Here is a 14,891-nt window from a genome sequence, read left to right on the forward strand (position 1 = left end):
GTGAGGAAGAAAGCCTGGCCGCTTACCGGCCCGCTTTTAATTTCTGGTAATACTCTTCATAGATGCGGCTTGCGTCACCGACATCGTTTTGCCACTCGCCTTTACTGATGGTTTGCGCATCCGGATAGAGCGATTTGTCGTTCGCGACGGCCGGGCTGAGCAGCTTACGCGCGGCGAGGTTCGGGGTGGGATAACCAATGGTCTCCGCAACCTGTTTCGCGACGTCCGGGCGCAGCAGGAAGTTAATCAGCTTCAGGGCACCGTCAACGTTCTTCGCGTTTGCAGGAATAGAGAGGCTATCCATCCAGAAGATCCCGCCTTCTTTCGGCCACACTACCTCCAGCGGCGTACCGGCCTGACGGGCAACATACGCGGAGCCGTTCCACACCATGCCCAGATTCACTTCGCCTTCCATATACGGGTTTGCCGGGTTATCAGAGTTGAATGCCGCCACGTTAGGCATCAGCTTTTTCAGCTCGTTATAGGCCGCTTCAATCTCTTTCGGGTCCGTCGTATTGCCTGAGTAGCCGAGCTTACGCAGCGCTACCTGGAACACTTCGCGCGCGTCGTCGGTTAACAGCAGGCTGCCTTTGTATTCCGGTTTCCACAGATCGGCCCAGCTTGTAACGGTTTTCGGATCGATAGCCTCGCTGTTGACACCAATGGCGGTTGCGCCCCAGATGTAAGGAATGGAGTAGTCGTTATTCGGGTCAAACGGCTTATTGAGCATCTCCGGATCGAGATTGTTGAAGTGAGTGAGCTTCGTTTTATCGATCTTCTGAATCATGCCCTCTTTGCGCATTTTATCGACGAAATAGGTCGACGGGACGACCAGATCGTACGCGCCTTCTTTGTAAGTTTTGAGCTTGGCGTACATGGTTTCATTCGACTCATAGGTAGAATAGATAACCTTGATGCCCGTCTCTTTCGTGAACTGCTCCAGCAGGCCTGGTGGCACGTACTCGGTCCAGTTATAGAAATAGAGCGTTTTGCTGTCATCAGCGTGCGCGGCACCCATTCCGAGCACCAGTGCCGCAGCGGCAAGCATTTTTTTCATTTCATTGTCCCCTGAGATTTTGTTTTATCACGAGCAATAACCTGGCTGGCAATCACCAGCACCAGCGAGAACACTAACAGTATGGTCGCCAGCGCTTTCACCTCGGGCGAGACGCCGACTTTCACCATTGAATAGATCTTCAATGGCAGAATTTCATAACTCGGGCCGGTGACGAAGGAGGAGACCACCACATCGTCCATCGACAGGGTAAAACTCAGCAGCCATCCGGCAGCAACGGCGGGCATCGCCAGCGGCAGGATGATTTTGCGCAGGATGATCATCTCACTGGCACCCAGATCTTTTGCGGCTTCCAGCATGCGCACGTCAAACCCTTTCAGGCGTGCGAAGACGGTGACCACCACAAACGGCAGGCAGAAAGTGATGTGAGAGAACAGCAGTGACCAGAAGCCCAACTGGACGCCCAGCAGCATAAACAGCACCAGCAGCGAAATCGCCATGACGATATCAGGCGACATCATCACCACAAACAGCATCCCGCTGACGAACGGTTTACCCCGGAAGCGATAGCGATAGAGCGCTACGGCGGTAAGTGAACCAATCAGCGTGGCGAAGGTGGCGGAGAAAATCGCCATCGTCAGGGAGTGCTGAGCAGCCTGCAGCAGGCTGTCGTTGTTCATCAGCAGGCTGTACCAGGTGGTAGTGAAACCTTGCCAGTTGATGCCGAAACGCGAGCTGTTAAACGAGTTCACGATCAAAATAATGATCGGAATATAAAGATACGCATAGATGGCGGTCATAAAACCGCCGCGAAGCAGTCGACCGATCATTCGAGTTCCACCTTTTTATTCAGTAATCGTGAAGCACGCCAGTAGATCAACAGCATCAGACCCATCACCACCGTGAGCGTAATGCTGGTAGCGGAACCGAACGGCCAGTCGCGAATGTTCAGGAACTGACTCTTAATCACGTTGCCGATAAGCAGGTTTTTCGCGCCGCCCATCAGGTCGGACACGTAGAACAAGCCCATTGCCGGCAGCATTACCAGCAGACAACCTGCAATGATGCCAGGCATGGTCAACGGAATGATAATCCGGATAAAGGTCTGCAGTTTGCTGGCGCCCAGGTCTCTCGCAGCTTCCAGCAGCGGTTTATCCAGCTTCTCAATGCTGGAGTAGAGCGGCATCACCATAAAGGGCAGCAGGATGTAGACCAGGCCCACAATGACCGCACCCGGCGTAAACATGATGCGCACGGGCGTATCAATCACGCCCAGCCACAACAGGAACTCGTTCAGATAGCCTTTGGTGCTGAGGAAAATTTTCAGCCCGTAGATGCGGATCAGGGAGTTGGTCCAGAAAGGCACGATCAGCAAAAAGAGCAGCAGTGGACGCACTTTTTGCGGCAGACGCGCCAGAAACCATGCAAAGGGATAACCCAGCACCAGGCAGGCAAAGGTGGCGATCAGCGCCATATTAAGCGAGTGCAACAGCACGTCAAAATAGAGCGGATCGAGCAGACGCGAGTAGTTGTCCAGCGTAAAGACCAGCTTTACGAAGTCAGTATCGTCGCGGGTCAGGAAGCTGGTGGCGATGATCATCAGGTTGGGTAAGAAGACAAACAACACAAGCCAACCGACGATAGTAGCAATCACCACATTCTGGAATTTATTTGTGTTCTTCATCAGCCAGTACAACCTCCCAGCTTTCTACCCAGTTGATAACCATTTTCTGGTCGAGGGAGTGGTCGAAATCAGGGTCGTCCTCATTAAAGAACTCGCTGACCATCACCATCTTACCGTTTTCCAGTTCGACGACAGACTCCAGCGTCATCCCTTTATAGTTGCGCTCACGGATATAGCCAATCAGTCCCTCGGCATCAGTATTGCCGTGGATCTCTTCAACGCGCAGATCCTCCGGGCGCAGCAGGACGTTAAGCTTTTGCCCTTTTTCGACGGCGAAATTCACGGTGATATTGCACTCGCGGCCTTCTACGTTGGCCCGCACGCGCTGTTCGTCCAGGCGATCAATCACCGTGGCGTTGAAAATGTTGATCTCCCCAATGAAGCTGGCCACGAACAGGTTTTTCGGCTCTTCATAGATTTCACGTGGCGTGCCGTCCTGCTCGATTTTGCCGTCACGCATCACCACGATACGGTCCGACATGGTGAGTGCTTCTTCCTGATCGTGGGTAACGAAGACAAAGGTAATGCCGAGCTTGCGCTGCAGGGCTTTAAGCTCGTTCTGCATCTGCTTGCGCAGTTTATAGTCCAGCGCGGAAAGTGACTCATCCAGCAGGAGCAGACGCGGTTTATTGACCACAGCGCGGGCGATAGCAACGCGCTGCTGCTGGCCGCCGGAAAGCTGGTGTGGCTTACGCTGGGCAAATTCTTCCAGTTGCACCATGCGCAGCGCGTCGGTAACGCGAGCAGGGATCTCGCTGGCCGGCGTTTTTTGCATCCGCAAGCCAAATGCGACGTTCTCGAACACGGTCATGTGCGGAAACAGGGCATAGCTCTGAAAGACGGTATTCACGTGCCGCTCTTCGGCGGGGACCTGGGTGATATCCTGGTTTTCAAGGTGGATGTGACCGCTATCGACGTTTTCCAGTCCGGCGATAAGGCGCAGTACGGTTGTCTTGCCGCAGCCAGAGGGGCCAAGCAGCGTGAGGAACTCACCGTCATTGATGGTCAGGTTGAGCCCGGAAATAACATCTTTACCATCAAAACTTTTACGAATTCGTTCCAGTTGCACCAGCGGTGAACGTGAACGGGATTGTGTATTCAATTTTTGCGCTGTCCCATATAGACGCTCCGGGATGCAGACCGAAGCGGGGTTTGTGTGTAACCACCTTGGTGACTCGTAATGAGGGCGGACATTCTACGGCAAACCACTGTAATCGCCAATCCTTGTCACTGATTCATAAGCTACATTTACTAACGGATACGATATAAACGGAAAATATTCTCGTTTGCGGGATAAAAGTGACCTGACGCAATATTTGCCTTTTGATGCTTATTGATAATGTTGTCACAAAAAGTGAGGGTGACTGCATGGATAAATTACTTGAGCGTTTTTTACAGTACGTTTCGCTGGATACCCAATCTAAACCGGGTGTCCGCCAGGTGCCAAGCACCGAAGGCCAGTGGAAGTTATTAAACCTGCTCAAAGAGCAGCTCGACGCCATGGGGCTGGTTAACGTCACGTTAAGCGAGAAAGGCACTGTGATGGGAACGCTGCCTGCGAATGTCTCCGGTGATATCCCGGCGATTGGCTTTATCTCCCATGTCGACACCTCTCCGGATTTTAGCGGTAAACATGTGAACCCGCAGATTGTTGAAAACTACCGCGGCGGCGACATTGCGCTGGGGATTGGTGACGAAGTACTGTCGCCGGTGATGTTCCCGGTGCTGCACCAGCTGCTCGGTCAGACGCTCATCACCACCGACGGCAAAACGCTGCTGGGTGCCGATGACAAAGCGGGGATTGCCGAGATCATGACGGCGCTGGCGGTGCTGAAAGAGAAAAATATCCTGCACGGGGATATCCGTGTCGCCTTTACGCCGGATGAAGAGGTCGGTAAGGGGGCAAAACACTTCGACGTAGAGGCCTTTAACGCGAAGTGGGCCTATACCGTCGACGGTGGCGGTGTAGGGGAACTGGAGTTCGAGAATTTCAACGCCGCGTCCGTGACAATCAAAATCGTCGGAAACAACGTTCATCCTGGCTCCGCCAAAGGGGTCATGGTGAATGCGTTGTCGCTGGCGTCGCGTATTCATGCGGAAGTTCCGCCAGAAGAGAGCCCGGAACAGACCGACGGTTATGAAGGTTTTTATCACCTGACCAGCATTAAGGGCACCGTAGACAGTGCGCAGATGCACTACATCATTCGCGACTTTGACCGTAAAGCATTTGAAGCGCGTAAACGTAAGATGATGGAGATAGCCAAAAAGGTCGGTAAGGGCCTGCATCCGGATTGCTATATCGAGCTGATTATTGAAGACAGCTACTACAATATGCGCGAGAAAGTGATGGCGCATCCGCATATCCTCGATATCGCGCAGCAGGCAATGCGTGACTGTGATATTGAACCGCTGTTAAAACCGATTCGTGGCGGCACAGACGGTTCGCAGCTGTCGTTCATGGGGCTGCCTTGCCCGAATCTGTTTACCGGTGGCTACAACTATCACGGCAAGCACGAGTTCGTGACGCTGGAAGGAATGGAAAAAGCGGTGAAGGTGATTGTGCGAATTGCGGAGCTGACCGCGGCGCGGTAATGACAAAAAAAGGCCGGGTCAGGCGAAGCCGCCCCCCGGCACTCTTTTACTCTACGGTTTAGTCCTCAAAGAACCAGTACCCGCTGTTCACCAGCGCGGCGAGCATCGCGAGGAAAGAGGGATCTTCCAGCGCATCGCCAAAGGCATCAGCCGTTAAGGTCAGGTGGCTGGCAATAGCCTCCAGCGCCGGACGGTGAGGGGAGTCCAGCTTCTCGCCGTTAACGAAAACATCTTCACCGATGCGCAGTACGCGCAACCCGCCCAGACGAACCAGTTTGTCGCCCTGCTGCAATGCGTCATAAATCTCGTCGGCCTGGTATGGCGGCTCTGGCGGTGCCACATCCAGCTCATGGCGTGACTGGCTGATAAACTCACCAAACCACTGGCTGAAATGCGCCGGTTCATTGATCAAATCCAGCATCATGCCGCGAAGCTTGTCCAGTTCGGCTGGCACAATATCAGCCGGGTGCTCGCGTGCAGGTACATCCGGATCGCTGTAACGATGGCTGCCCAGTTCACGCTGCAGCACGTAGTCAGCAAAGCCGCTGATCATTTCGCGACCGCTTGGTGCGCGGAATCCGACGGAGTAGTTCAGCGAGTTTTCCAGCGAATACCCTTCGTGCGGGAAGCCTGGTGGGATATAGAGAATATCACCCGGCTCCAGCTCTTCATCGATAATCCCTTCAAACGGATCGACCTGAAGCAGGTCCGGATGCGGGCAGTGCTGTTTCATCGGCACTTTGTCGCCCACGCGCCAGCGGCGGCGGCCTGTACCCTGAATGATGAACACGTCGTACTGGTCCAGATGCGGACCAACGCCCCCTCCTGGCACGGAGAAGGAGATCATCAGATCGTCCATTCGCCAGTCGGGCAGGGCGCGGAACGGACGCATTAACGCCGCAGTCGGTTCATGCCAGTGGTTAACCGCCTGAACCAGTAATGACCAGTTGTTTTCACCGAGGTGATCGTAGCTTTCGAAAGGACCGTGGCTGACCTGCCATTTCCCGTCCTGGTGGCTTACCAGGCGGCTGTCGACTTCGCTCTCCATGGCCAGGCCGGCCAGTTCGTCAGGGGAGAGAGGATCGACAAAATTGCTGAACCCGCGTTTAAGAACGACCGGGCGTTTCTGCCAGTAACGTTCAATAAATTCGGGCCAGTTAAGTGTTAAGTGATAATCCATATTTTTTTATTCCGCAGGCTCTTACTGACTCGGATTATAACGGAAGCACAGGAGCCTGGGTGCGAGATCCTCGCATTTTTCACATAACGGGCTAACTATCGTTCGATGTGGGCTGCTGGCGACCGAAAATGACCTCCATTCTGGCGCCTCCGAGTAAACTGTCTTCGGTTTTAATTTTTCCGTCGTACTGGTCGACGATTTCGCGTGCCACCGCTAACCCAACCCCCTGGCCGGGGCGCAACGTATCTGCACGCTGACCGCGGTCGAATACCACATCACGTTTATTGCGCGGGATCCCCGGGCCATCATCCTCAACGATAATATGCAATTCGTTATCCGTCTGACGCGCGGAAACTTCCACGAATTCCAGGCAATATTTACAGGCGTTATCCAGCAGATTGCCCATCACTTCCATGAAATCATTTTGTTCACCAACAAAGCTGATTTCGGGAGAGATATCGAGGCTGATATTGACCCCTTTGCGCTGGTAAACCTTGTTGAGCGCGGAGGTGAGGTTATCCAGAAGCGGTGCCACAGGATGCAGTTCGCGGCTCAATAACGCGCTGCCGGAACGCATGCTGGCACGGTGCAGATAGTAACCAATTTGCTGAGAAATACGGCTGATCTGTTCCAGCATCACCGGCTCGGCGTCATCAACGCTCAGCTTTGAGCTGCGCATCGAACGCAGAGTACTTTGCATCACCGCCAGCGGTGTCTTCAGGCTATGCGTGAGGTCGGTGAGGGTGGTGCGGTATTTATCATAGCGCTCACGTTCGCTTTTCAGCAGACGGTTGAGGTTACGCACCAGGCTTGTCAGCTCCCGGGTAGTCTCCGGGTTGAGCTTCTCACGATGATGTTCTTCCAGCTCGCGCACCTCTCTCGCCAGCGATTCGATGGGGCGTAAACTCCACCACGCGGCGAGCCACAGCAGCGGGATTACCAGCAGCAGATTCGCGGCAAGAACATAGACGAACCAGTTCCATACCATATAAGAACGTTTAAGTTCGACCGGGATGGTATCGACTACCACGATGGTTAACTGCGGCATGTTCATCGTGGCCGGGTAGAGGTTAATCGCCACGGAGTGCGTCATTTCTGTTTCGGCATCGTCTGCGCGGATCTCATTCAGCTTTTGCTGCAGGGAGCGGTCCTCGCGCAGCAGCGAGCTGGTGGTGTTCAGATCGGCTTCAAGTTCGTGGAAACCATTGGTCTTAAGCCATTCCGGACGAATACTTTTAACCAGCCATGGGATATCACGTTGTGCCCAAAGTAGTTTTCCCTTTTCGTTATAAATCAGGGCCAGGGTCGGGCTTTGCTGGTTAAGGTTTTCCGGCATTTCGACGGTGATCGTGTTGTTTTCCCATTTCGCCAGGGTATAAAACAGGTTGCTTTCACCACGCAACAGTCGAAAAGTTGTTTTATCAAAACTGACGCTGTAGCCCACCAGAGCCACCATGCCGTAGGAGAGGGATAACACCAGCACGACGGCGGCTGTTGCCAGTAAAAAGCGAACCCGCAGCGAGAGGGGCAGAATATGACGCAAGATCCCTTTCATTTAGCGTATTTCGAACAGATAACCCTGACCACGGACGGTCGTGATCACGTCCTGCGGGTACTCCGCCTGAATTTTCTTGCGCAGACGTCCCATCAACACATCAATCGTGTGGCTCTCACGCAGCTCGGCATCCGGATAAAGCTGAAGCATTAAGGAATCTTTGCTCACCACTTTGCCGCTGTTGCGGATTAACGTTTCCATGATGGTGTATTCAAACGCGGTCAGCTTAATGACTTCATTATTGATCGAGAATTCACGACGGGAGAGATCAACCTGGAAAGGGGGAATCGAAATCACCTGGGAGGCCAGGCCGCTGTTGCGGCGTAGCAGTGCCTGCATGCGTGCCGCCACTTCTTCGATGTGAAACGGCTTGGTGACGTAATCATCCGCGCCCGCGCTGAGCACTTCAACCTTGTCCTGCCAGCCTTCACGTGCGGTCAACACCAGAACCGGAAGGGAGACATCATGGCTGCGCCAGCGACGAATCAACGACAAACCGTCTTCATCAGGCAATCCGAGATCGACGATGGCGATGTCCGGCAGGTGCTCATTGAGATAATAATCGGCTTCTTTTGCATCTTCGGCATCGTCCACCTGATGTCCCATCTCCTGAAGCTGAACCTTCAGGTGATGGCGTAGCAATGCGTTATCCTCAACAACCAGTACGCGCATCATCTTTTCTCCCTATATGAATGGTATGAATAGTTTAACGCTGATTATGTTGTTGTGGGGATAAACATTAAGTAAACCGGGGAAAAGCAGCCCCCTTTCCAGGCGGAAAGGGGGAAGGGAGGTTACTTCAGCTCGTCAACCATGGTGATGGCACGGCCGATATAGTTTGCCGGGGTCATCGCTTTCAGGCGGGTTTTCTCGTCTTCTGGCAGTTCCAGACTGTCGATAAACTGTTTCATGCCTTCGGCGTCTACGCGTTTGCCGCGCGTCAGCTCTTTCAGTTTCTCGTACGGTTTTTCAATGCCATAACGACGCATGACGGTCTGAATGGGCTCTGCCAGCACTTCCCAGTTGTGATCCAGCTCGTCCAGCAGACGGTCGCGGTTCACTTCCAGTTTGCTTACACCTTTCAGGGTGGACTGATACGCGATCAGCGCGTAGCCGATACCCACGCCCAGGTTACGCAGCACGGTGGAGTCAGTCAGGTCGCGCTGCCAGCGGGAAACCGGCAGTTTGCTCGCCATGTGCTGCAGCACCGCATTCGCCAGACCCAGGTTGCCTTCGGAGTTTTCGAAGTCGATTGGGTTGACTTTGTGCGGCATGGTTGAGGAGCCAATTTCACCGGCGATGGTCTTCTGTTTGAAGTGGTTCAGCGCGATGTAACCCCACACGTCACGATCGAAATCGATCAGAATGGTGTTGAAGCGAGCGATACAGTCAAACAGTTCCGCGATATAGTCGTGCGGCTCAATCTGGGTGGTGTACGGGTTCCACTGAATGCCCAGAGAGGTCACGAACGCTTCGCTGAACTGATGCCAGTCCACTTCCGGGTAGGCGGCGATGTGGGCGTTGTAGTTACCTACCGCACCGTTGATTTTACCCAGAATCTCGACCTGCTCCAGCTGACGATACTGACGTTCCATACGGTACGCCACGTTTGCCATCTCTTTACCCATCGTGGAGGGAGTGGCCGGCTGACCGTGGGTTCGGGACAGCAGCGGAATATCACGATATTCGACAGACAGTGCTTTTACCGCGTCGATGATTTTACGCCAGTAAGGCAGCACCACTTCTTTACGCGCGGTGGAGAGCATCAGCGCATGAGACAGATTATTAATGTCTTCTGAGGTACAGGCGAAGTGAATGAATTCAGACACGGCATGCAGAGCAGGCACGCTTGCCACTTTCTCTTTCAGGAAATACTCAACCGCTTTTACGTCATGGTTGGTGGTGCGCTCAATAGTTTTAATGCGCGCAGCATCTTCTTCGTTGAAGTCAGCAACGATTTTATCGAGGTAATCGTTTGCCTGGGCGTCAAAAGCAGGAACTTCCTTGATTGCTGCCTGGGCGGCCAGCTTTTGCAGCCAGCGTACTTCAACCTGAACACGGAACTTCAGCAAACCATATTCGCTGAAGATCCCGCGCAGCGCGCTGACTTTATCGCCGTAGCGTCCATCTACAGGGGATACGGCGGTCAGTGAGGATAATTCCATAATTCGCAACTCCGGGAGGTTAACAATGAGCAAGAATTTGTTTTGCCTGAGTCGTCAGGCGATTACGAGAAAACATTAACTGCAGGCGGCCACCGCCAACCTGATGCCACAGCACGGCGGCACGAATACCCGCCAGCAGGGAGGCGCGTACTTTTGCCTGAACCTGCGGGCTTTGCAGCACGGCAGGAGAGCCGGTGACCTGAATACGTGGGCCCAGCGGGCTGATGACGTCAACATAAATGCCGGCCATGGCACTGAGCAGCGTTTCGGACTGCAGATCAAAATGGTCGAGCTGGCGCTGCAGCCCGGCAATGCGGTCACCGAGCGTATCAAGGGCGCCTTTAGCCGCGCTGAGCTTACGCTCCAGCACCATCAGGCTTAACGTGTAGCGGGTCAGCTCCGCGCTCAACCCCTGACGGCTACTGGCGTTAAGCACGCCAAGCAAAGTTTCAAGACCGAGACGAAGATTGGTTTCACTCCCACCGAAGACACCCAGAGTCGAACCGGGGTTGAGGTCGATAACGCTGTTGAGTGAAACGTGCAGCGCGTCAGCATCGCAATGACCCTGATGCGCCAGCTGTTGCACCAGACGGGCAGACTGGCAAATTCCAGCCAGTGCCAGGGTGATGTCATAATAGTTCTTCGCCACACGTTCTCCTTTATGTGTGCAATCGTGTTAAACGGCCGGCAGAGGCAGGCGCTGTTCAATGATCCCGCCGCCCAGACAGATTTCGCCGCTGTAGAATACGGCGGACTGGCCTGGGGTGACCGCCGCAACCGGCTCGTCGAAACGCACATCAATGCGTTCATCATCCAGCGCGGTGACGGTACAAGGGATATCGGTCTGGCGATAGCGTGTTTTTACCGTGCAGCGCAGCGTACCCTTCAGCGGCTCACGATCGACCCAGTGCAGCTGTTGTGCGATGAGGCCGACGGACATCAGACGCGGATGGTCGTGGCCCTGAGCAACAACCAGAATATTGTTTTCGACATCTTTATCTACGACGTACCACGGATCTTCGCTGCCTTCTTTGGTGCCGCCAATACCCAGCCCTTTACGCTGGCCCAGCGTGTGGTACATCAGCCCCTGATGTTGACCAATCTCATCACCGTCGACGGTAACGATTTTGCCCGGCTGTGCCGGCAGGTAACGACCAAGGAAGTCGCGGAATTTGCGCTCGCCGATAAAACAGATACCGGTGGAGTCTTTTTTCTTCGCGGTGATCAGATCCAGCTCTTCGGCGATTTTCCGCACCTGCGGCTTTTCAAGCTCGCCTACCGGGAACAGGCTTTGCGCAATCTGTTCGTGGCTGAGTGTATAAAGGAAGTAGCTTTGATCTTTGTTGCCATCCAGACCGCGCAGCAGCTGGCTTTTGCCATTCACATCGGCACGACGCACGTAGTGCCCGGTCGCAATATAGTCTGCGCCCAGATCTTCTGCGGCGAATTCCAGGAAGGCTTTAAATTTGATCTCTTTGTTGCACAGAATGTCCGGGTTCGGGGTACGACCGGCTTTGTACTCTTCCAGGAAAAGCTCGAAGACGTTGTCCCAGTATTCTGCGGCAAAGTTAACGGTGTGCAGTTCAATGCCCAGCTTATCGCACACCGCCTGCGCATCGGCGAGATCCGCAGCAGCAGTGCAATATTCCTCGCCATCATCTTCCTCCCAGTTCTTCATGAACAGGCCCTCCACCTTATAGCCCTGTTGTTGCAACAGGTAGGCGGAAACGGAGGAATCGACACCGCCGGACATGCCGACGATCACTTTTTTCTGGCTGTTATCTGACATGGAATACTCACGACATTGAACTTCAAGGCGGCGTATTCTATCACGCCCCCCCACCATTGGCACCCTCTGTAAACGGCCAGTTAAATTCTCCAATCACCTCAAGCGGCAGGCGACCAGCAGACTGCCAGCAGCGGATACTCTCGGCAACCAGCGGCGAGCGCAGGTTTGGCGCGTTCAGGATCTCTTCGGCAGTGACCCACAGGCAGCGATCGATATCATCGTCCTGCGGCTCTGTGGCGCACGTTTCGCTAAGCTCGACGGCAAATAAAAAGCGCAGGAACGGAGTGTGATCAGGGGCAATCCACTGGTGCATACGGATGAAGTGTTGCGGCTCCGCGTGGATACCGGTCTCTTCCCACAGTTCGCGTTTGGCGGCCTGCAGTAAGGTTTCATTGGCTTCAAGGTGCCCGGCTGGCTGGTTCCACAGCGCCTTGCCGTTAATACTCTCTTCTACGACCAAAAACTTACCTTGCGCGTGAACCACGCAGGCGACCGTGACATGCGGTTTAAACATAGTGACTCCTTAAGGGGTAACGTCCCGCCATTCACCGTTTGCCAGTGAATCCAGGGTGTAGTTGCCCATGGCGTAGCGAATAAGTCGCAGGGTAGGGAAGCCCACGTGTGCGGTCATCCGGCGAACCTGGCGATTACGGCCTTCATAAAGGGTGATCTTGAGCCAACTCGTCGGGATGGATTTGCGCTCGCGGATCGGCGGGGTGCGTGGCCACAGCCATTCCGGCTCGCTGACGAGCTCAATACCTGCAGGCAAGGTAGGACCATCGTTTAACGTCACGCCGCGGCGTAATGTCGCCAGCGTCTCTTCATCCGGTTCACCTTCAACCTGGACGAAGTAAATCTTTCCCGTGCGTTTGCCCGGCTGAGTGAGCCTGGCCTGTAAGGCACCATCGTTGGTTAAGACCAGAAGTCCTTCGCTATCCCGGTCCAGACGGCCGGCGGCGTAGACGCCCTGAACAGGAATGTAATCCTTCAGCGTGCTGCGTCCGGCTTCGTCAGTAAACTGCGGCAAAACATCGTAGGGTTTATTGAACAAAATAACCCGCTTTGGCTGGGATTCTTGTGGTCTTCTGGCGGCTTGTCGTGAGCTGAATCGCTCAACCCGGTGTTTTGTAAAAGAAGTTTTCTTCATGGTATTTTCAGACGTTATCAATTGCCGCATTATAGCCTATTAACGAAGACCTTTCATGGCGTCGGACAATCAGGTACTATCGAAGGGCTCATTACAATTTATTAACATAAGATCAGTAACAACCAGAAGCGCTCGAAGGAGAGGTTAATGGAAAGCAAAGTAGTTGTTCCGGCGGAAGGTAAAAAGATCACCCTGCAAAACGGCAAGATTAACGTTCCTCACAATCCGATTATCCCGTTCATCGAAGGTGACGGTATCGGTGTAGACGTTACCCCGGCAATGCTGAAAGTGGTTGATGCCGCTGTTGAGAAAGCCTACAAAGGCGAGCGTAAAATTTCCTGGATGGAAATTTACACCGGTGAAAAATCTACTCAAGTTTATGGCCAGGACGTTTGGCTGCCAGCTGAAACGCTGGACCTGATCCGCGACTACCGCGTTGCTATTAAAGGCCCTCTGACAACTCCAGTCGGTGGCGGTATTCGTTCCCTGAACGTTGCGCTGCGTCAGGAGCTGGACCTGTACGTGTGTCTGCGTCCGGTTCGTTACTATCAGGGCACCCCAAGCCCGGTTAAGCACCCTGAACTGACCGACATGGTTATCTTCCGCGAAAACTCAGAAGACATCTACGCGGGCATCGAGTGGAAAGCGGACTCTGCTGACGCAGAGAAAGTGATTAAATTCCTGCGCGAAGAGATGGGCGTGAAGAAAATTCGCTTCCCTGAGCATTGCGGTATCGGTATCAAGCCTTGCTCCGAAGAAGGGACTAAACGTCTGGTGCGTGCGGCCATTGAATACGCGATCACCAACGACCGTGACTCTGTGACGCTGGTTCACAAAGGCAACATCATGAAGTTCACCGAAGGCGCATTCAAAGACTGGGGCTACCAGCTGGCGATGGAAGAGTTCGGTGGTGAGCTGATCGACGGTGGTCCATGGCGGAAGATCAAGAACCCGAACACAGGCAAAGAGATCATCATTAAAGATGTGATCGCCGATGCGTTCCTGCAGCAGATCCTGCTGCGTCCTGCCGAATATGACGTTATCGCCTGTATGAACCTGAACGGTGACTACATCTCCGACGCCCTGGCGGCGCAGGTTGGCGGTATTGGTATCGCCCCTGGTGCGAACATCGGTGACGAGTGCGCACTGTTCGAAGCGACCCACGGTACGGCACCAAAATATGCCGGCCAGGATAAAGTGAACCCAGGTTCTATCATCCTATCTGCAGAAATGATGCTGCGTCATATGGAATGGTTCGAAGCCGCAGACCTGATCGTTAAAGGTATGGAAGGCGCGATCAACGCGAAAACCGTAACTTACGATTTCGAACGTCTGATGGAAGGCGCTAAGCTGCTGAAATGCTCAGAGTTTGGCGACGCGATTATCGCGAACATGTAATCCAGAGTCTGGGTTAAACAAGAACGGGAGCCGATGGGTTCCCGTTTTTTATTATTCGATTTCGTACGGTTATTAAAACCCCTCCCTTCAATAGCATTTACCGTCCACGCTTTACCGGGCCATCATGAGCTTTCGCCGTTTGATTCGGCGATGTATACCCCAAAATTTCTTGAGTATCTTAATTCCACGTCTCACTAAATTCATTGTTATGGTGTCCGGCCTCACCCGGTGCCGCGCTCATGAATACCTGATCTGACTTATCGGGTACGACGCGATTACGGTGAAACCCTCATTAATTCTGTTGTCAGCATAACTTTCTGGTGTGCGGAATATCACTCGTATTACGGGAGATAGCACAACGTGAAT

General features: G+C 53.7%; 14 protein-coding genes. 2 read left to right on the forward strand and 12 right to left on the reverse strand.

What is annotated here, in order from left to right:
- Positions 1 to 22: 22 nt before the first annotated feature.
- From potD to potA, 4 genes are read right to left on the reverse strand one after another with little or no spacing between them, the layout of a single operon-like run.
- Positions 23 to 1,057: a spermidine/putrescine ABC transporter substrate-binding protein PotD gene (gene potD / locus QMG44_RS04880; protein WP_014169602.1), complete on the reverse strand. Its 1,035-nt coding sequence runs from the start codon at positions 1,055 to 1,057 to the stop codon at positions 23 to 25.
- A complete protein-coding gene (gene potC / locus QMG44_RS04885) occupies positions 1,054 to 1,845 on the reverse strand; it encodes a spermidine/putrescine ABC transporter permease PotC (RefSeq protein WP_281852999.1) in 792 nt (263 codons plus the stop codon). Before potC ends, potD begins: the two co-directional genes overlap by 4 nt.
- The gene (potB, locus tag QMG44_RS04890; RefSeq protein ID WP_086532681.1) at positions 1,842 to 2,699 is read right to left on the reverse strand and encodes a spermidine/putrescine ABC transporter permease PotB; all 858 of its coding nucleotides are present in this window, start codon (positions 2,697 to 2,699) and stop codon (positions 1,842 to 1,844) included. The genes potC and potB overlap by 4 nt, the downstream gene beginning before the upstream one ends.
- Entirely contained in the window at positions 2,683 to 3,834 is a 1,152-nt protein-coding gene (potA, locus tag QMG44_RS04895; protein WP_182268660.1) for a spermidine/putrescine ABC transporter ATP-binding protein PotA, read from the reverse strand. The genes potB and potA overlap by 17 nt, the downstream gene beginning before the upstream one ends.
- Before the next feature lie 233 nt (positions 3,835 to 4,067).
- Here potA and pepT point away from each other — a divergent pair, with 233 nt between their 5' ends.
- Positions 4,068 to 5,291, forward strand: a complete 1,224-nt coding sequence (gene pepT, locus QMG44_RS04900; RefSeq protein ID WP_086532679.1) for a peptidase T — start codon at positions 4,068 to 4,070, stop codon at positions 5,289 to 5,291.
- Positions 5,292 to 5,349: 58 nt separating this feature from the next.
- On the opposite strand, the gene QMG44_RS04905 is transcribed toward pepT, so the two are convergent.
- The 8 genes from QMG44_RS04905 to rluE all read right to left on the reverse strand — a co-directional run bounded on the left by QMG44_RS04905 (position 5,350) and on the right by rluE (position 13,157).
- Positions 5,350 to 6,471, reverse strand: coding sequence for a cupin domain-containing protein (locus QMG44_RS04905; RefSeq protein ID WP_086532678.1), 1,122 nt, complete (start codon positions 6,469 to 6,471; stop codon positions 5,350 to 5,352).
- Between the two features lie 91 nt (positions 6,472 to 6,562).
- Complete coding sequence (gene phoQ, locus QMG44_RS04910) at positions 6,563 to 8,026, reverse strand: two-component system sensor histidine kinase PhoQ (protein ID WP_086532677.1); 1,464 nt, start codon at positions 8,024 to 8,026, stop codon at positions 6,563 to 6,565.
- Positions 8,027 to 8,698, reverse strand: coding sequence for a two-component system response regulator PhoP (phoP, locus tag QMG44_RS04915; protein ID WP_032670531.1), 672 nt, complete (start codon positions 8,696 to 8,698; stop codon positions 8,027 to 8,029). It lies immediately after the preceding gene.
- Positions 8,699 to 8,820: 122 nt separating this feature from the next.
- A complete protein-coding gene (gene purB / locus QMG44_RS04920; protein ID WP_032681234.1) occupies positions 8,821 to 10,191 on the reverse strand; it encodes an adenylosuccinate lyase in 1,371 nt (456 codons plus the stop codon).
- Between the two features lie 19 nt (positions 10,192 to 10,210).
- A complete protein-coding gene (gene hflD / locus QMG44_RS04925; protein ID WP_086532676.1) occupies positions 10,211 to 10,840 on the reverse strand; it encodes a high frequency lysogenization protein HflD in 630 nt (209 codons plus the stop codon).
- A gap of 27 nt (positions 10,841 to 10,867) precedes the next feature.
- Positions 10,868 to 11,980, reverse strand: coding sequence for a tRNA 2-thiouridine(34) synthase MnmA (mnmA, locus tag QMG44_RS04930; protein WP_032670452.1), 1,113 nt, complete (start codon positions 11,978 to 11,980; stop codon positions 10,868 to 10,870).
- A 40-nt stretch (positions 11,981 to 12,020) separates the two neighbouring features.
- Complete coding sequence (locus QMG44_RS04935; protein WP_020884456.1) at positions 12,021 to 12,494, reverse strand: NUDIX hydrolase; 474 nt, start codon at positions 12,492 to 12,494, stop codon at positions 12,021 to 12,023.
- A 9-nt stretch (positions 12,495 to 12,503) separates the two neighbouring features.
- Entirely contained in the window at positions 12,504 to 13,157 is a 654-nt protein-coding gene (rluE, locus tag QMG44_RS04940; RefSeq protein WP_032681233.1) for a 23S rRNA pseudouridine(2457) synthase RluE, read from the reverse strand.
- A gap of 117 nt (positions 13,158 to 13,274) precedes the next feature.
- Here rluE and icd point away from each other — a divergent pair, with 117 nt between their 5' ends.
- A complete protein-coding gene (icd, locus tag QMG44_RS04945; protein ID WP_086532675.1) occupies positions 13,275 to 14,525 on the forward strand; it encodes an NADP-dependent isocitrate dehydrogenase in 1,251 nt (416 codons plus the stop codon).
- Positions 14,526 to 14,891 lie beyond the last annotated feature (366 nt).

The sequence above is a fragment of the Enterobacter sp. 200527-13 genome (assembly GCF_027924865.1).
Classification (GTDB): domain Bacteria; phylum Pseudomonadota; class Gammaproteobacteria; order Enterobacterales; family Enterobacteriaceae; genus Enterobacter; species Enterobacter ludwigii.